The organism is Mesorhizobium sp. WSM4822, from assembly GCF_055811155.1.
This window is the reverse complement of record NZ_JBVVQM010000012.1, coordinates 170084-187455: the sequence shown is the minus strand read 5'-3', so window position 1 is coordinate 187455 and position 17372 is coordinate 170084. Positions and strand designations below refer to the sequence as shown.

The window sequence follows — 17372 nt, the reverse complement described above, 5'->3', positions numbered from 1 at the left end:
TTTTTTGGTCCCCCGGGGTGGTTGGGCGTGGGGGTGGGTCCTCTATTGGGGTTCTCTCGCCGCCCCCCGCCCGCCGCGCCCGGCGCCCGCGGCCGCCCCCCCCACGGCGCTGCTGAGTTCAACAGCGATTTCGTGACATTCAAGATCCCGGGGTTCGGCAAGGGATATGGCGGCCCTTGGCCGCCGGACCGGGCTCACCGGTACTTTTTCACGCTCTATGCGCTCAGGGCGGACAAGGTCGAGTTGCCGGCCGACGCCGATCTTGGAGCATTTGCGGCTGCGGTTATGCCGGTGGCCATCGATGCAGCGTCGTTCGTGGCAGTCTACGGGCCAGCAAAGAAGTCTCTGCCCGCGTAAAAACCGGGCAAAGTAATTCCCCAATCAGGAGGATCGCATGAGTAGATATGGAAGCAGGAGCAGCTTTGATCTGGAGTGGATCGAGCGGTGGGCAAGGAAGGTCAATGACGATCGCATTTTGCCGGTAGTAGGGCGGTTTTTCACGAGTAAGTTCGTGCTCGGCTTCGACGACACGGAATATCTCGTCGACGTCCGCGGCGGCAAGATCCAGAAGATCGCGCAAGGCCTCACTCCGAACGACATGGGGGTCGAATTTTGGCTCAAGGCGCCGAGCAGCGCCTGGTCGAAATTTGCCCAGGAAATCCCACCGCCGATGTTCAACGACATCTGGGCGATGGCGCATCCGCTGCACAAGCAGCTGATCATCGAGGGCAATTCGCTCCCCTTCTGGCAAAATCTGCGGGCGCTGACGCGCATGCTCTCGCTGATGCGACAAGTTTAACGGCAGCGCAGGAGAGTTGTCATGAATACACACGATCCAATCGTTGGGCGCTACGTCTACGTCCAGTGCGAAGGCAAGACGTACCGCACCTATTACGAGGAACACGGCGAGGGCATTCCGATGGTCTGCCTGCACACGGCCGGCACGGACGGGCGCCAGTATCGGCACCAGCTGTGCGACCCGGACATCAGCCAGAATTTCCGCGTTATCGCTTTCGACATGCCTTGGCACGGCAAGTCGATCCCGCCAGCTGACTTTCACCTGATGGAAGACGAGTACAAACTCACAACCAAATTTTACTGTGAGTTCATCGTGGCGTTCTGCCGGGCCCTTGATCTGCGCAAGCCAGTCCTCATGGGCCAGTCGATGGGCGGCAATATCTGCCTGGCGCTGGCACTGCGCTACGAAAGCGAGTTTTCCGCCTTTATCGCCCTCGAGGCCTGCGACTATTCCCCGGGATGGTGGATCGATCCGCTGCATCACCCCCATATCCATGGTGGCGAGGTCGTGGCGACCTCTGTATTCGGTCTGATGGCCCCGCAGTCTCCTGACGACTACCGGTGGGAGACCTGGTGGTACTACGCGCAGGGCGGCCCGGGCATCTTCAAGGGCGACCTGTATTTTTACAGCGTCGATTCGGATTTCCGCGACCAGTGCCAGAAGATCTCCGGGAAGGTGCCGATCTACTTCCTGACTGGCGAGTACGATTTCGCATGTACGCCCGAAATGACCCTGCGTACGGCCGAAAAAGTGAAGAATTCGGAATGCATGATCTTCGGTGGTGGCCACTTCCCGACATCGGAAGATCCGGCGAAGTTCAAGGAAGTCATCACCCCCGTGCTGAAGAAAATCCTCAGCGCCGATCCGGAACGGCGCGGCCAGGGAGGCAATGCCCTTTCCGGACGGAGCATTTCCGAGAGCCGGTCGACCGCTCGCAGTGAGCGGCCCAGTGAAGGCCGGAAGGTCATCGAGTTCTAGGTTGCGCTAGCAACGAAAGACAAATGTTGATGTCCCAATCCAGGGGTTCCCAAAACACTTACCTGTTGGTCCCGATCCTGCTGATCGCGCTGCTCTTGAGCACCGCGGTCATCAGGGGGCCGAACCTTGTGTCCTTGTCGGGGTTCGGCAGCGCGATCATCGTGTCGGCCCCCCTGATCCTGGCGACATTCTCGCTTATGGCTCTGGCTGTGGCGGGGCGTGGGACAGTCGACCTGGCGGTTGGACCCTTGCTCGCCTTCATCAACGTCACGATCGTCAAGCTCAACGGCCTTGGCATCGTCACGGGTCCCTTTGGCGTCTTTCTGGTCGCCCTGGGGATTGGCGTTCTCTATCAGCTCTTCTTTGCCCTCATCATCATTTTCGTGCGCGTCCAGCCGATCATTGTAGCGCTCAGTGGCTTTCTGGCCCTGACCGGCATCAACCTGGTCATCCTCCCAAGACCTGGCGGCACCGCACCGGACTGGATGTCGTCCTGGGGCCTCGGCAACACGATCTTTTCACCGATCTTGCTGATCGTCCTTCTGGCTATCGCGGCCTGGCTGCTGTTCACCATGACCTCGTTTTACGCGAACTTGCGTCTGATGGGCTACGATGAGCGTGCGGCTTATACGAGCGGTGTCCGCATCAATGTGGTGCGGATCGGTGCCCACGTCATCGCCGGCCTCTTCGTTGGCCTGGGGGCGATCTGCTACACCGCCCTGATCTCGTCTGGAGATCCGACACAAGGTACCACCATGACGCTAACGGCGGTGACCGCCCTGGTACTGGGCGGGGTCAGCCTGTCCGGCGGACGCGGTGGCGTAGCAGGCGGGCTGCTAGGCGCGCTCAACCTCTTTCTTATCGGCTATGTTCTTGCCACGTTCAATTTCGGTTCCACGCAAGCCTTTGTGACACAGCTTTTCTACGGGCTGATCCTCGTTCTGTCGCTCCTGCTGACCCTGCTGGTCCCCATCATCGGGCGATACCTCCACTTCATTTCGCCCTTTGCAGCCTTCGTCGTCCTGGGCTGCGTGGTGGTCGGGATCATGCTGTACGTCAGCACCCGCGACACCTATGGCGTGGCGGCCGTCGCCGGTGAAGCTTTCAAGTCCAATCCGGACGTGATGACCCGCTATCTGCTGCTGCCCATACAGTCGGGAAGTGGGCCGGTACTGCCTGATCTCACGCCGCTGCAAAAGATCGTCTTCGGCTTCGCCGTCATCTTGGCGGTGCTGACGTTCACTGTCCGCGTCATCGTAGCTGAAGCGGTTTCCGTGCGCCTTGGCGCCTTCATCTATGTTTTCGTCTCGGCACTCATCCTGCTCCTGTTCCTGGTCGTCGGGGAGCAAAGCCACGCGGCCGGAATTCTGGCGACAGGACAATCGTTGGGGATCGGGCCATGAGTCAGACTTTCGTCGACAGCAGCCGCCTCTTCATCCCGCGTTCGCGCGCCCTGGTGTGGCTCAATCTCGCCGTCACATTCGTTGTGGCCGCGATCAGCTTTGGCCTGGGGTTTTGGCAGGGGCTCAGCGCGCAGATCGTTATCCTCTACACCATCGTTCTGGCCGCCGTGCTCTTTTGGCTGATCAACTACGTCGCCGTCATCTTCGAGGCCAGATCTTCCTCTCTCGAAACCGACACCGCGGTCTCGGCTGGCGGCAGTGGCGTCTGGGCCGGCAACCGGGTCCTGATCATCACCATGGCGGTGATGTTGATTGTGTATCTGCTGATCACGGCAACGGTCCCGTCTTTCAGATCCCTTGGCAACTTGATCGCCTTCCTGCTGCTGGAAGCGATCCTGGTCTTTGCGTTTAAGGTCGGTAACCGTTTCGCCCATGGTCGCAGCGCCTTTATTGGACTGATCGTGCTGCTGGCGCTGATTGTGATCAGCTCCTTTACGATCAATGGGTTCCTCTCCGGCGCCAACATCAAGGCAATTCTGCTGTTTGCAGCGTTCCTGGGCATTGCCTGCGTCGGGCAAACACTGGTGGCGTTGCTCGGCGGCCTGGACCTCTCTATTCCGTTTGTTATCGGCGCGTCCAACATAGGGCTTTTGTTCCTGATTAGCCTTGGCGTACCGCCCTGGCTCGCGCTGGTGTTCGTGCTGATCATCGGCGGTGCCCTGGGTTTCTTGAATGGCGTTCTGTCCTACCGCCTGCAAGGCCAGGCGTTGATCCTCACCCTCGGAATGGGATTTGCAATCGCTGGGCTTGTCCAGATTCTGACCAGCATTGGATCGTCCTTTGGCGGCAACGTCTTTGGGACCGTTCCGAAATGGCTGCAAAATCTCGCCGCCATGAACGGTCGCACCTTCGGTCTGGCTGTCCCGCCAACGATCCTGTTGTGGATTGTCATCGCGATCATCGTCATCGTTGGCCTGCGTTATTCCGCCTTCGGCCGCTACATCTACGCCCTCGGCGGCAATCGCCGCTCGGCCAAGTTGATCGGCGTCTCCGAGTTCAAATACTGGACACTCGCCTACACCATCAGCGGCGTCTCCGCTGCCCTGACAGGATGCCTGTTGCTGGGCTGGAGCGGCGGCGGGTTCATCGGGGTCGGCGACCAGTATCTTTTCACAACCTTGGCCGCAGTCGTGATCGGCGGGACGTCGCTTATGGGCGGGTATGGCGGCTATGGCTACACCGTTATCGGGGTTCTCGTCCTGCAAGTCCTGAGCGCCTTCCTGATTGGCATCGGGCTCAAATACGAATGGCAACAATTCATTTTCGGTCTTCTGATCCTGCCGATGGTCGCGCTCTACGGCCGCGCCCCTCACATCAGAGCCCAGGTCTAGGGAAAGCCCATGTTTGGAACACTCTTTCAGTCCAGCGCAGTGGTCAGCACCGCGCTCAGCGTTGCAACCCTTGCGATGTTTGCCACGGCTGCCCTGGCAATGCTGGGCCTGACATGGACGTCCGAGCGCTGGCGGGTTCCGCTGGCGCTGTCAGCCGTTGCACTCCTGGCGTCGGGCTTTGAATACTATGCCGCCTCCAACATCTGGCTCGCTGGCCAGCAACTCAGCGCGGCCTCGCGCTACGTTGCGTGGTTCGTGGTGCAGCCGATGCAGGTCGCATCGGTGTTTTTCTTTGCGAGCATTGCAGGGAAAGTGCCCGTGGGCGTGTTCTGGCGGACACTGGCCGCGGCAATCCTGATGGTGCTCGCCCGCTACCTTGGTGACGCGCGGATCTTCAATCCGACCCTTGGCGTGCTGCTGTCGATCGCCTTCTGGCTCTATATCCTTGGCGAGTTTTATTTCGGCGCCATGGCGGATGCCATCAGCAAGTCGACGCGGCCGATTAGGCTCGGCTATTTCTGGATCAGGCTGATCATGACGATCGGCTGGGCAATTTACCCGATCCTGCATTTCGTGGACGTCGTTATCGGCACCGGACACGTGGCACCCATCATCGTGCTCTACACCATTGCCGACCTTATCAATCTCATCGCCGTCTCAATGATCATCCTCGCCGTGGCCGGCGAGGAGCGTTTCTGAAGGCTGTCAATCTTCGCGCCAATGTGCTCGGCGCTCGCGGTTAAGTGGAGGATCTTCCCATGAATGGCTCAGATGTGATCGCAGTCGTTATTCTCGTAACGATCATCATCGCGATCGGTGTCTATCTGCTGCACTGGCTCTACAGACACTCGTCCAAAGACCAGTCCTTCGTCCGCACCGGCCTCGGCGGGGAGAGGGTGGTTATGGGCGGCGGTGCGCTGATCATCCCGATTGTCCACGACATCACGCGCGTCAACATGAACGCGATCCCGGTGGAGATCCGGAGGCTCGGCGAGCAATCTCTGATCACCAGGAACAAAATGCGCATTGACATCGTCGCCGAGTTCTTCGTGCGTGTGGTGCCTACGGAAGCCGGCGTGTCGACTGCGGCCCGAACTCTCGGGGAGCGCACCCAGAACCCGGTCGCGCTAAAGGAGATTGTCCAAGGCCGGTTCGTCGATGCGATGTCTGCCATCGCCTCTACGATGACCATGGATGAAATCCACACCAACCGTGGCCGCTACATGGGTGAGGTGGCCGCCCTGGCGGCGACGACCCTGGGGTCGAATGGCCTCGAGCTTGAAAACGCCTCTCTGACGAACCTCAACCAGACCGATATCTCCGTCTTTGATCCCTCCAATGCGTTCGATGCCGAGGGCCTGACGCAGTTGACCGAGCAGATCGAGGAGCGCCGCCAGCTTCGCAACCGTATCGAAAACGAATCGCGGATCGGCATCAAGCTCAAGGATTTCGAAACCGAACAGCGGGCTCTGGAGATCGAGCGTGACCTTGAGTACGCCCGCATCGAACAGACGCAGGCGATCGAAATCCGCAAAGCCGCCCAACTGGCCGAGATTGAGGCCGAGAGATCAAGCTCCACAATCAGTATCCAGAACGCCAGGATCCGCAGCGAACAAGACGGTGAGCGGATTCGTATCGCCAAGGACCGGCTCATCGATTCCGAACGGATCAACACCCAGTCGGAGGTGCGGTCGCTGGAGATCAAGAAGCAGCAAGAGACTGAAATGACCGAAATCATGTCGCGTCGCGAGCTCGAGATGCAGAGGATCCAGAACCGCCGGGAAATCGAGGCAGAGCGAATTGATAACGAGCAACATGTGAAGGAGTCTGAAATCCGTTCGCGCCAGGAGCTGTCGATCATCGAGACGACGTCATCGGCCGAGATCGACCAGGCCAAACTGGAGAGCCAGCGGATTACTGAGTCGCACCGTATTGAAACCGATAAAACGCTTGAATTGCTGGCCGTGGCGAAGTCGAGAGAGGTTCGCATCAGCAACGAACTTGCTGAGGCTGACCAGGAAAAGGCGCGCCTGAAGAAACGTTACGATGTCGATGTCGAGCGCTTGAGGGTCGACGAGGAAATCGTGCAGCTCGAGATCGAGAATAACCAGAAGATCAAGCTGGCCGAAACCAAGGCGTTTCACGAGATTCAGGACGCATCGATCGCCGCCAACCGCCAGATCGACGAGTTGCGCATCGCTGCGCGGAAGTTTGTCGACAAGTTTGAGATCGAGCAGCAGAAGGAAGTCGAGATCGTCGACAAGGAGCGCCTGATCGCGGTGATCAACAAGTCGATCGAGGAAGCCTACGCAAAGACCGAGGCCGCGGAGGCTCTGAAAAAGCAGGTTGAACAGGAAGAGCAAGTCAACAGCGCACGCGAAGAAGAGGTGGCCGGGCGTATCAAGCGGATCGAGCTCATTCAGTCCTCGTCCAGAATCGAGCGTGATGCCCAACGGGTCGTTTCTTCGGCAAAGGCCGAGAAAGAGGCGACGGAACTGAGGGCGCTGGCGGAGATCGCCGAGTCCAATGCGGCCGAGGTTCGCTATACCAAGGACGCCGCCGGGCAGCGCATGCTCAACGAGTCCGAAAACACCCGTTCGGATGCCAGCAGACGCAGTGCCATCTACGAGAACCTCGTAAGCAATCTGCCCAGCATCATCCGCGAGACGGTCAAGCCGATGGAAAACATCGAATCGATCAAGATCCTCCAGGTCGATGGCCTCCCCGGTATCAACAGTCCTTCCGAGAGGGCCGGCGGCGATGGAGGCTCGAGCGGCGGCAACATGACGGATCGCGTGGTGAATTCCGCAATGAAATATCGCACCCAGGTCGCATTCGTAGACGGTCTCATGAAGGACTTGGGATTGCCGATCGAAAACCTCGGAAGCGCCGGCGGCATGTCGTTCCGCAACTTCCAGGGTCCGGATGCGCCGAAGGACAAGGACGACTGAGCCCGAAACTAGCGAGAGCAACCGATGACCCCGCTCGGCAAAAACGAAGCGCTGGACCGACACGCCTTGGTCATGGCCTGCTGGTTGGCAGCGGCCATGCCCGCCACGATCCTGTTTGAGTATGGATTCGGCCGGGGCGGATCACCGTATATTCTTGCCGGGTTCGCGGCCATTCTGGCGGGCTTTGTCTCTCACGTAATCGTCAATGCGGTCTACGGGACGGGGTTCTCGCCCCGAGAACTAGGACTTGGCCTGGTCATTTACGGACTCGCGCTTGTGCTGTTCGTTGTTATGTCGCTGGCCAGCGCGTCGTTTGCCGCGCACAACTTCTTACCGTTGAGCGTCGGCTTTATCACAACGGGGGCCGTGGTCGTTTTCTACCTGATCACCCGGTATGGGGCACGGCAGGCCTTCGAGGCGTTCGACGTTATCCGGGACTTCCGCTCGGATGACCGAGATTTAAAACGCTCGCCGGGAGACAAGACATGACCCCGCTCTTGGTTTCCATGCTCGGCATTGTCGCGGTCCTGGGCCTTTACCTTGCGACCATCAGCGGCCGTCACACCCGACAACCCGGTGATTTCGTCGACGCGGGCCTGGCATTGCCGCCATGGGTAATCATCTTCGCCGGCGCCGGCATCACCTTGGCCAGCCTCAGCCTTCCCGATCATCTGCTTTTGCTCGCCACCTTCGGCCTTCAGTATAACCAGGTCGCAGTCGGTCTCATCTGTATCGCCCTTTGCGCTGTGATCACGCAGAAGCGGATCTGGCTTGCCGCCCGGCTGACCTCGCTGCGCACGCTTGGTGACCTGCTGGGTGACTACTTCGGCAGCACGACGCTTCGCATCTATTTGCTGTTCGTGCTGTTCCTTTTCAGCATCCCTTTTGCAGCAATGTGCCTATCTCAGGCGGGTGCCCTGGTGAGCGCCGCGACCGCCAACGACGTTCCGTCCGGTCTCGCAATCTGGTCGATCGCGTTCCTCCTGTTCCTCTGCAGCGTGATCGGAGGCTGGCGCGGGATAGCCTATCTTGTCGCCGCCCAGTCCCTTTTGGTCCTGACCCTCATGATCTTTTTTGGCGGGTTCACAGGCTTCGCGCTCGACAAATTGGCATTCGCCGCCAACGGGATTGGTACAGCCAGCGGTGTGCTGCCGGACAAGATCCCGGGCGTGATCCAGTTTAGCGCCGGCATTGGCAAGGAACTGCCTGCCGGGGGGCTCTGGACCACCCTCGCGGGACTGACGTTCGCCCTGTCGCTGGGCGGCATCGCGATCAGTCCCGGCTTCAGCTTTCTGGGCGTGACAAGTGCGCCGCGCCGGGGCCTTGCATTTGGCCAGGTCTGGATGATCGCGGGCCTCGCGGCTGGCGCCCTGATACTGATCGGGCCGGTTCTGGCCGGGGAGATTGCCGCCAATGGCTCGCTGACAGCCTTCACGACACGGCTGGCAACGCTCGACCCGATGGTGGCGGTGGGCTTTACAGTCCTTCTGGTCGCGTCGGGCCAGATCGCCGTCGCTTTCTTTGCCGGATCGGGAGCATCGGTGTGCACCATCGAGCTGACGTCACGCTACATCGTCCCGGGCATGGACCAACGTGCCACGCGGTTTGCCGCGCGCGTGACCCTGGCGCTCGTCTACGGATCTGTCGCCGCCATCGCGAGCTATGCGTCCCTCAGCGCGACAATCTTCTCATCCCTCACGCTCAGCCTGTCCGTGCAACTGCTGCCTGCGGTGCTCGGCTTGTGCTGGGTGCGCTGGATCAGCCGAAGCGGTGTTATGGCAGGATTGATTGTCGGAAGCCTTTGCGTGGTGTTCACCGAGAGCTTTGGACTGGTGCTGTTCGAGCGGCTCTTCGTTGACCTGCCATGGGGTCGCTGGCCCTTGTCGGTCCATTCGGCGGGATGGGGACTTGCGACCAATTTCACAGCGTGCCTCCTTGTGTCCCTATTTACGCGCAGCGGCGCCGAGCGGGATCGCAGGGATCGCCTCCATGACGCTTTCGAGGAGAGCCAGCCGGCGCGTAGCGGGAGCCAGGGGACCACAACGGCCAAATGGGCCCTTACACTTCTGTGGGCGTTTTTCGCGCTCGGCCCCGGTGCAATCCTCGGCAACACATTTTTCAGCGAGCCGATTTTTGCCGGCGTGGTCGTGGCGCCGGGAGTGCCTTCGCTGCTGGTCTGGCAGGTCCTGTTCTGGTTTGTCGGCGTGTTCATCGTGTGGTGGCTGGCCTATCAGGGACGCCTGTCCGTTATCGATGAACGTCCTCGCCACAGGATCGTCCTCGTGCCGGACGTGAACCCATTGTTTGAGCCAGTTACGACCCCGTGGATCGCACGGCTCCTCGACCGCGTGACGGGCCGGTAACAGGGGCAGGGCATGGAAGGCATCGACCTCAGGCGTCTGCGCTATTTCATCGCGGTTTGCGAGCACGGCGGCTTCTCCCGCGCGTCTCAATCCATAGGGGTCGCGCAGCCGTCCCTGACGCGACAAATCAAGCTGCTCGAAAAGGAAGTCGGTATCTCGTTGATCAACCGAAGTGGGCGCGGTGCCGAGCCCACGGCCGAAGGACGGTTCCTCCTGGGCCAGTCGCGCCTGCACATAGACGGGCTCGATGATGCGGTCCGTGAGGTGCGCCAGCGTTTGGACAAGCTCAAAGGCGAGATCTCACTCGGCATATGCCCGACCATCGTGCCGCTGTTTCTGGACGACATCCGCCATTTTGTTGAAGCCCAGTATCAGGGTGTAACGCTGAATGTTGTCGAAGCCTACAGCGGCGACCTTGCCAGTCTCATGGGCGGCGGCCAGCTCGACGCTGCGCTTACCTATCGGCCCAGTGCGCCGGATCAACTCGACGTCCTCGATCTTTTCGCCGAGCGCCTCGTGCTGGTAACCTCTTATGTCCGCGCTCAGGTCGACGCGCCGCGCCAACTGGGAGACATCAGCCGGTTGAAGTTGATATTGCCGAGCGAAATCCATGAATTGCGGCGGATCATCGATCGGGTCTACCGCGAGCGGGGCATCGCGCTGCAGCCGGAACTCGAACTCGACTCGCTTAGTGCTGTAAAAGCTGTCATCGCCGACAAAACCACCCAGTACGCAACCATTCTGCCGCACTCGAGCGTGACGCGTGAACTGGCCGGGCACGTGCTGAGCGCTTATGCGATCGCCGACAGCGCCATGGCCCGCACTATTGCCGTGGTGCGGCCCCAGGGGGGCAGTTCCCGGAACGTGGTGCTCACCGCCTTGATTGATGAAGTCCGCCGGCAGGCAGGACGGATCAAGAGATCCATGGACAGCGCCGACGCGGCCTTGTTGGGACAGGGATAGACGGACTGCCGGTTTTTGTCGTTGCCTCAATAACGAAATGTTCTAGGCTAGCCCTCCGTAGAGCGTGGGGAGCCGTTTTGGACCTTCGGCAGCTAAGATATTTTTCCAAGGTCGTGGAGAGCGGCTCGTTCTCGAAGGCCGCGACGCAGCTCCATGTGGCGCAGCCCGCGTTGAGCCAGCATGTCAGGCATATGGAAGAGGAGCTTGGCCTTGCTCTCCTGCATCGCGGGCCGCATGGCGTCAGTGCGACCGAAGCGGGCACGCGGCTGATGGTGCACGCCAAGCGCATCCTTGCCGAGTTTGCCGAAATTAACGACAGTGTCCGGGGCGCCGCCACAGCCCCTCGCGGCGAAGTGCGCTTCGGGCTACCCGGTACAGTGAGCGAGCTTCTTGCGGCGCCGCTGATCGAGGCCGCCCGCGAGCGGTTCCCCGAGGTGCGCATCCGCATCGTTGAGGCGATGAGCGGCTACATTCTGGAATGGTTGAAGCGCGGGGAGGTTGACCTCGCGATGATTTATGCAACGTCGGATCCCCGGGGGCTCGCGGTACATCACGGCTTGTCCGAGGAAATCTGTCTCTTTGCCAGTACGTCGATGCAGGGCCAGGCCGACTTGCGGGGCTCTTCGGTGGAGCTTCGCGACGTCGCCGGATTGCCCCTCGTTGTACCGGGCCCAGGCCACGGCCTGCGTGAACTGATCGAAGCCGTGGCAACGTCAGTCCAAGTCGCCATCAACCCGGCGATCGAAATCGACTCCTACACCCAAATCAAGAGATTGGTTACACGTGGGATCGGTTACGGGATCCTGCCTCGGATGGCGATCAACGCCGAGGCGCAGGCTGGCCTGTTTCGGGCGTGGAGCTTCCAAAACCCGCCGATTACCCGGAAAGTGTATCTCGCTTACTCGACCGAACGGCCCTTGCAGACAGCGCCCCGCGCCGTCGGGCAGCTATCGTGGGAGATCCTTCGTCAACTGGTCAAGGACCAGGTTTGGAGCGCCGAGCTATCCGACGAAAACCAACGGCCCAACCTCTTCGGCTAGGGTCCTGCAGGCGGGCGGCCGACTGTACGGTTTCGCTATACCTCCCATTACAAAACGCTATTTGACGGAAGCACCCCTTCCGGTGCGATGGTATTGGAGAAGCAGCATAAGGAGCGAGCCATGCCAGGCGCGCTGGAGGGAACGACCGTCATCTCGCTGGAGCAAGCCGTGGCCGCGCCTTTGGCGACGTCCCGTCTGGCCGACGCTGGCGCGCGGGTCATCAAGCTCGAGCGTCCCGAAGGCGACTTCGCGCGCGGCTATGACGACTATGTCCACGGCCTCTCGAGCTATTTCATCTGGAACAACCGCGGCAAGCAATCCTGCACCGTCGATTTGAAGCAGCCGGATGATCTGGCGCTGGTCGAATCCATGCTCGCCACCGCCGACGTGTTCGTCCAGAACCTTGCGCCTGGCGCAACCGACAGGCTGGGCATAGGCAGCGCGGACCTCAGGCGGCGGTTCCCCAGGCTGATCGTCTGTGACATCGGTGGCTACGCACCCGGAACGCCCGACCACGAGCGGAAGGCCTACGATCTGCTGATCCAGGCGGAAGCGGGCTTGGCGGGGGTCACTGGGTCCGCAACTTCTGGCCCGACCCGGGTCGGCATATCGATCTCCGATATCGCTACGGGGCAGGGGGCCTACGCCGCTATCCTCGAAGCCCTGATCATGCGCAGTCGAACCGGGGAAGGGGCTCACCTGCAGCTTTCTCTTTTCGACACCCTCGCCGAATACATGAACGTGCCATATCTGGCGCGCCACTACGGCGGCAAGGAGCCGCGGCGGCTCGGCCTCGCCCACCCTTCGATCGCACCCTACGGGCTGTTTCAGGTGAGTGACGGGGAAATTCTGATCGCCGTCCAGAACGAACGCGAATGGGTCGTTTTCTGCGACAGTGTCCTGCGCCAACCGTCGGTCGCAACGGATCCAAGGTTCGGACGCAACGTGCTTCGCATCCAAAACCGCGAGCCGCTTGACGCATGCGTGCAGGCGATCTTGGCGACCTACACCATGTCTGCATTATGCGAACTGCTCGACCACGTCAGAATTGCCTATGGCCGTGTGTCGACCATGGCGGATCTGGCGGTGCATCGCAGTGCCACCAAAGTCTCGGTGGAGACCACCGTTGGTCAAGTCGAGCTGTTTGCGCCACCGGTCACGGTCAATGGCAAACGCCCTGTGCTTGGCCCGGTGCCTTCACTCGGCGAACACGACGTGCCTTTGCGGCAGGAGTTCGGTCCTCCGGATGCGGCGGATCCCAAACGGATAGGAAGTGCAGCATTATGAGCTTGACCCGCGACCTGACCCGCTTGATCCGTGAAAAGCCGGTGACCGACCGCGACCTCGAATGGGCATCGCTATTTGTCCTGGATACGCTCGCCTGCGCCCTTGGCGCATTGCCGACCGAGCCCGCCCGCATGCTCAAGGCGGTCGCCCCGCCGGCGCAAGCGGATACCGCCCGCAAGGCGTTCTACCTGGGCGGCCTGTCCCATATTCTGGAGATGGATGACCTCCACCGGGACTCGGTGACCCATCCGGGCAGCGTCGTCATTCCTGCGGCATGGGCGGTGGCCCACGACCACGATCTTGGAGGTGAAGCGTTTCTCCGCGCGGTTCTCGCAGGATACGAGGCCTGTTGCCGGGTCGGCATGTCCGTCGGCAAGAAGCATTACCGGGTCTGGCACAACACCTCGACCTGCGGGCCGTTCGGTGCGGCGTTTGCCGTGGCGGAGCTCCTTGGCCTCGACGACACCAGGACCGTATGGGCGCTTGGGAACGCCGGTACCCAGTCATCGGGTCTTTGGGAGTTCCTTGCAGAAGGCGCCATGAGCAAGCATCTCCACACCGCCAGGGCTGCGGAATCGGGCGTCCTCGCGTCGTTCCTGGCCAAGGAAGGATTCACGGGGGCGGAGAACATCCTGGAAGGCGAGAAGGGCTTCTATGCCGGTCTGTGTCTGGACCCGATTCCGGAGGTCGTCACGGCCGGGCCTGAGCGGGCCTGGCAACTGATCAACACCTCGATCAAGCCATGGCCTTGCTGCAGGCACACCCACCCGGCGATCGATGGCGCGATCGCCTTGCACAACGAGATCGCCGGGGAAGCCATCGCAAGGGTTCATGTCGGGGCTTACCGGGCTGCCCTCGACGTGTGCGACCGGCCCACCCCGGACGATCCATACAGCGCCAAATTCTCGCTGCAGCACACTGTGGCGATAGCGCTAGCGGACGGCCGTGTCGACCAGGCCAGCTTCGATGCTGATGCCCGCCAGCGTATGGTCGACGAACGCAAGAAGGTCGAGGTCGAACTGACGCCGAAGATCGACGCCGCCTATCCGGAGTCGTGGGGCGCAGAGGTGATTGTCGAAACGGCTTCCGGCAGACGCCTTTCCGCCGCCCGGCACGACGCCAAGGGCGATCCCGATAACCCGGTAACGGCCGCCGAACTGTCCCAGAAGGCGCGCACGCAGCTCGTCGCCGGCGGCACTTCGCAAGCCTGTGCCGACGACCTGATCGACGCTATCCTTGGCCTTCCCGATAACCGCCCACTGCGCTCGCTGGGTTTATTTGAAACCGCTGGGGACGCGCCTCCCCAGGTCCGTGCAGCGCGGAGTGCCTGATGTTCAAGGACTTTGACAACGAGGACATCCGCGACGCCGTGCGCCGGCTCTGCGAGCGATTTCCGGGCGAATACTGGCGCAAGCTCGATGCCGACCGCGCCTATCCCGTGGATTTCGTCAACGCACTGACCGAGGCCGGCTACCTTGCGACGCTGATCCCTGAGGAATATGGCGGGTCGGGCTTGACGCTTTCGGCCGCCGCCGCCGTGCTCGAGGAGATTCAACGGGCCGGATGCAACGGCGCCGCGTGCCACGCCCAGATGTATGTCATGGGCACAGTCCTGCGGCATGGCAACGAATTGCAAAAGGAGCGGTATCTTCCGAAGATCGCCTCCGGTGAGTTGAGGCTGCAGGCGTTCGGCGTTACCGAGCCCACCAGCGGCACCGACACGACCTCGATCCGGACATTCGCCCGCAAGAACGGCGACCATTATGTCGTCAACGGCCAGAAGATCTGGACAAGCCGGGCGGAACATTCCGACCTCATGTTGCTGCTCGCGCGCACCACCCCCAAGGATCAGGTGGCCAAACGGACCGAAGGCCTGTCGGTGTTTATTCTCGACATGCGGGAGGCGCTCAAGCAGGGCCTTTCGATCCGGCCGATCCGGACGATGATGAACCATTCCACGACCGAGGTCTTTTTCGACAATGTGAAGGTCCCTGCCGAAAACCTGGTCGGCGAGGAAGGCAAGGGCTTCCGCTATATCCTCTCCGGGATGAATGCCGAGCGGATCCTGATTGCCGCCGAATGTGTCGGCGACGCCAAGTGGCTGATCAACAAGGCTTCCACCTACGCATGCGACCGCAACGTCTTCGGCCGGGCCATCGGCGCCAACCAAGGTATCCAGTTTCCCATCGCCAGGGCTTACGCCAACATGCGTGCAGCCGAACTCATGGTCCGTGAAGCCACGCGGCTCTATGAGGCCGGTCAGGACTGCGGCGCTGAAGCGAACATGGCCAAGATGCTGGCTGCCGATGCTTCCAATGAAGCCGCGAACGCCTGTATCCAGACGCATGGCGGCTTCGGGTTCGCTGAGGAGTATGACGTCGAACGCAAATTTCGCGAGACCCGGCTTTACCAGGTTGCGCCGATATCCACGAACCTCATCCTGTCCTACCTCTCCGAGCATGTGCTCGGAATGCCACGTTCCTACTGACGGGCAGGGCCAGTGGACGCGACCGAACCGAAGCTATTCGCAGAATGGATTGGCCGTCGGAGCGAGAGCATCGATGTTGTTTCGGAGCGCCTCGTAGAGAGTTTCCGCGCCATTTTTGAACCCCATCTTGCGCTGCTGCCCGCAGATACCGCCCCTTTGGGCACTCATTGGTGCCTGTCGCCGGCAATCGCCGGGATGGACCAGTTGGGCGCCGACGGGCATCCCGCCAAAAACCTGTTCTTGCCGCCCGTGCCGCTGCCGCGCCGCATGTGGGCTGGTGGTGAACTGCAGGTGCATGATCACCTACGGGTCGGTGACAAGGTTCGCAAGGTATCTACCATCCAGGACATCGTGCGCAAGCAAGGCCGATCCGGTGAACTCTGGTTCGTCGCAGTCGGCCATGCTTACCATTCCGATCGGGGTCTCGCGCTGAGTGAACGGCAGGACATCGTTTACCGGGAAGCCGTGGTGCCGCGAAATGGCATTCCTCCAAACACCTCCCCGGTGGACCCCCCGACAATCCGGCCAGCAGGGCAAGTGTGGTCTGTCGTACCTTCGTCCACGTTGCTCTTCCGCTACTCCGCGATCACCTTTAACGGTCACCGTATCCATTACGATCTGCCTTACGCGACCCAGTCCGAAGGCTATGAGGGGTTGGTTGTCCATGGCCCCATCCAAGCAACGCTTCTCCTCAACCTCGCGGCGTCCCAAGGCACCCGTATGCCCCTGACGTTTCGCTACCGCGGAGTAGCCCCGGCGATTGCAGACCGTGAACTGACCGTCAGGGCCGGCATCGATGGTCGGCGACTCTGGACGCAAGGCGGGAGCGGCGCCGTGCACATGGAAGCCGATATGGATCGGGGTCCGGCCTGATGACTGCGCAGAGTGACGTGCTTTTTACGCCTGTCGCGCCTTTGTTTGTGCCGGCCGATCGGCCAGAGCGTTTTGAAAAAGCCGACCGGTCCGGAGCCGACGCGGTCATTATCGATCTTGAGGACGCTGTTGCGCCGGCCGCCAAAAATAGCGCGCGGTCCAACCTTCACCATGCGCTGACATTGCGGAACCCAACCTACGTCCGGGTGAACAGCCAAGACAGTAGCTGGTACACTGCTGATCTTGCTGCAGTCGGGGCCCTCGGGCTTCGACGCATCTGCCTGCCAAAAGCGGAGTCCGTGGCGACCCTCGACGCGATGGTTCATATCTTGGGTGAGGACATCGAAATCATGGCGCTGATCGAGACGGCCCGGGGGCTGGAGGCGGCGGCGGTGTTGGCCGCTCATTCTCATATCGCGAGACTGGCCTTCGGACCCGCAGACTTTACGCTGGACTTGGGTGCGACAGCCTCCGATGCCATCAAAGCGCATGCCATGATGCGGCTCGCCGTGGCGAGCAGAGCCGCCGGTAAGCCCTTGCCGTTGGACGGCCCATCCTTCGAGGTCACGGATACCGTCAAACTGGCCTCCGAATGCCAGCAAGCCTTAAATCATGGGGCCGGCGGGAAGCTTTGCATACACCCTGCCCAAACTTCGCATGTCATCACAGCTTTCCAACCGAGTGACGAGCAATTGCGCTGGGCGCAGCGCGTCGCTGACGCGGCCCAAGACGGCGCAGCACGCCTTGTCGACGGCAAGATGATCGACGCTCCCATTATCGCCCAGGCCCGGGCGCTTCTGCTTCGGGGCCGTTCGCAATCCAACAAAGGTGTCTAA

The 17372-nt window shown here is 61.1% G+C and carries 15 protein-coding genes and 1 pseudogene; all 16 read left to right on the top strand.

Annotated elements, in window-relative coordinates; all coding sequences use genetic code 11:
- Positions 1–357: pseudogene (locus tag AC0L3E_RS25865) on the top strand (hypothetical protein); the annotation flags it as partial.
- Between the two features lie 37 nt (positions 358–394).
- Positions 395–799, top strand: coding sequence for a hypothetical protein (locus tag AC0L3E_RS25860; protein WP_006326052.1), 405 nt, complete (start codon positions 395–397; stop codon positions 797–799).
- 21 nt (positions 800–820) lie between these two features.
- Positions 821–1777 (top strand): alpha/beta fold hydrolase, encoded by a 957-nt coding sequence (locus AC0L3E_RS25855; protein ID WP_128307967.1) that lies wholly within the window; start codon positions 821–823, stop codon positions 1775–1777.
- 23 nt (positions 1778–1800) lie between these two features.
- Positions 1801–3180: an ABC transporter permease gene (locus AC0L3E_RS25850; RefSeq protein WP_245466430.1), complete on the top strand. Its 1380-nt coding sequence runs from the start codon at positions 1801–1803 to the stop codon at positions 3178–3180.
- Positions 3177–4571 (top strand): ABC transporter permease, encoded by a 1395-nt coding sequence (locus AC0L3E_RS25845; RefSeq protein WP_127330099.1) that lies wholly within the window; start codon positions 3177–3179, stop codon positions 4569–4571. Before AC0L3E_RS25850 ends, AC0L3E_RS25845 begins: the two co-directional genes overlap by 4 nt.
- A 9-nt stretch (positions 4572–4580) precedes the next feature.
- On the top strand, positions 4581–5270 hold the full coding sequence (locus AC0L3E_RS25840; protein ID WP_127330101.1) for a bacteriorhodopsin: 690 nt from the start codon (positions 4581–4583) through the stop codon (positions 5268–5270).
- A gap of 59 nt (positions 5271–5329) precedes the next feature.
- A complete protein-coding gene (locus tag AC0L3E_RS25835; RefSeq protein ID WP_128306831.1) occupies positions 5330–7522 on the top strand; it encodes a flotillin family protein in 2193 nt (730 codons plus the stop codon).
- Positions 7523–7546: 24 nt separating this feature from the next.
- Complete coding sequence (locus AC0L3E_RS25830; RefSeq protein WP_127330105.1) at positions 7547–8011, top strand: hypothetical protein; 465 nt, start codon at positions 7547–7549, stop codon at positions 8009–8011.
- The gene (locus tag AC0L3E_RS25825; protein WP_127330107.1) at positions 8008–9885 is read left to right on the top strand and encodes a hypothetical protein; all 1878 of its coding nucleotides are present in this window, start codon (positions 8008–8010) and stop codon (positions 9883–9885) included. The genes AC0L3E_RS25830 and AC0L3E_RS25825 overlap by 4 nt, the downstream gene beginning before the upstream one ends.
- Positions 9886–9897: 12 nt before the next feature.
- Positions 9898–10848, top strand: coding sequence for a LysR family transcriptional regulator (locus tag AC0L3E_RS25820; RefSeq protein ID WP_128306832.1), 951 nt, complete (start codon positions 9898–9900; stop codon positions 10846–10848).
- Positions 10849–10925: 77 nt separating this feature from the next.
- Positions 10926–11888, top strand: a complete 963-nt coding sequence (locus AC0L3E_RS25815) for a LysR family transcriptional regulator (protein ID WP_127330111.1) — start codon at positions 10926–10928, stop codon at positions 11886–11888.
- Positions 11889–12008: 120 nt separating this feature from the next.
- On the top strand, positions 12009–13175 hold the full coding sequence (locus tag AC0L3E_RS25810; protein ID WP_127330113.1) for a CaiB/BaiF CoA transferase family protein: 1167 nt from the start codon (positions 12009–12011) through the stop codon (positions 13173–13175).
- Complete coding sequence (locus AC0L3E_RS25805; protein ID WP_127330115.1) at positions 13172–14506, top strand: MmgE/PrpD family protein; 1335 nt, start codon at positions 13172–13174, stop codon at positions 14504–14506. The genes AC0L3E_RS25810 and AC0L3E_RS25805 overlap by 4 nt, the downstream gene beginning before the upstream one ends.
- A complete protein-coding gene (locus AC0L3E_RS25800) occupies positions 14506–15663 on the top strand; it encodes an acyl-CoA dehydrogenase family protein (protein WP_127330117.1) in 1158 nt (385 codons plus the stop codon). Before AC0L3E_RS25805 ends, AC0L3E_RS25800 begins: the two co-directional genes overlap by 1 nt.
- A gap of 12 nt (positions 15664–15675) precedes the next feature.
- Complete coding sequence (locus AC0L3E_RS25795) at positions 15676–16536, top strand: HTD2 family dehydratase (protein WP_127330119.1); 861 nt, start codon at positions 15676–15678, stop codon at positions 16534–16536.
- The gene (locus AC0L3E_RS25790; protein WP_127330121.1) at positions 16536–17372 is read left to right on the top strand and encodes an HpcH/HpaI aldolase/citrate lyase family protein; all 837 of its coding nucleotides are present in this window, start codon (positions 16536–16538) and stop codon (positions 17370–17372) included. The genes AC0L3E_RS25795 and AC0L3E_RS25790 overlap by 1 nt, the downstream gene beginning before the upstream one ends.

Bases quoted from the DNA above. Each gene is read 5' to 3' on its own strand.
- AC0L3E_RS25850 (WP_245466430.1), top strand. From the start codon at position 1,801: ATGTTGATGTCCCAATCCAGGGGTTCCCAAAACACTTACCTGTTGGTC.
- AC0L3E_RS25810 (WP_127330113.1), top strand. From the start codon at position 12,009: ATGCCAGGCGCGCTGGAGGGAACGACCGTCATCTCGCTGGAGCAAGCC.
- AC0L3E_RS25825 (WP_127330107.1), top strand. From the start codon at position 8,008: ATGACCCCGCTCTTGGTTTCCATGCTCGGCATTGTCGCGGTCCTGGGC.
- AC0L3E_RS25800 (WP_127330117.1), top strand. From the start codon at position 14,506: ATGTTCAAGGACTTTGACAACGAGGACATCCGCGACGCCGTGCGCCGG.
- AC0L3E_RS25820 (WP_128306832.1), top strand. From the start codon at position 9,898: ATGGAAGGCATCGACCTCAGGCGTCTGCGCTATTTCATCGCGGTTTGC.
- AC0L3E_RS25830 (WP_127330105.1), top strand. From the start codon at position 7,547: ATGACCCCGCTCGGCAAAAACGAAGCGCTGGACCGACACGCCTTGGTC.
- AC0L3E_RS25860 (WP_006326052.1), top strand. From the start codon at position 395: ATGAGTAGATATGGAAGCAGGAGCAGCTTTGATCTGGAGTGGATCGAG.
- AC0L3E_RS25845 (WP_127330099.1), top strand. From the start codon at position 3,177: ATGAGTCAGACTTTCGTCGACAGCAGCCGCCTCTTCATCCCGCGTTCG.
- AC0L3E_RS25835 (WP_128306831.1), top strand. From the start codon at position 5,330: ATGAATGGCTCAGATGTGATCGCAGTCGTTATTCTCGTAACGATCATC.
- AC0L3E_RS25840 (WP_127330101.1), top strand. From the start codon at position 4,581: ATGTTTGGAACACTCTTTCAGTCCAGCGCAGTGGTCAGCACCGCGCTC.
- AC0L3E_RS25805 (WP_127330115.1), top strand. From the start codon at position 13,172: ATGAGCTTGACCCGCGACCTGACCCGCTTGATCCGTGAAAAGCCGGTG.
- AC0L3E_RS25855 (WP_128307967.1), top strand. From the start codon at position 821: ATGAATACACACGATCCAATCGTTGGGCGCTACGTCTACGTCCAGTGC.
- AC0L3E_RS25790 (WP_127330121.1), top strand. From the start codon at position 16,536: ATGACTGCGCAGAGTGACGTGCTTTTTACGCCTGTCGCGCCTTTGTTT.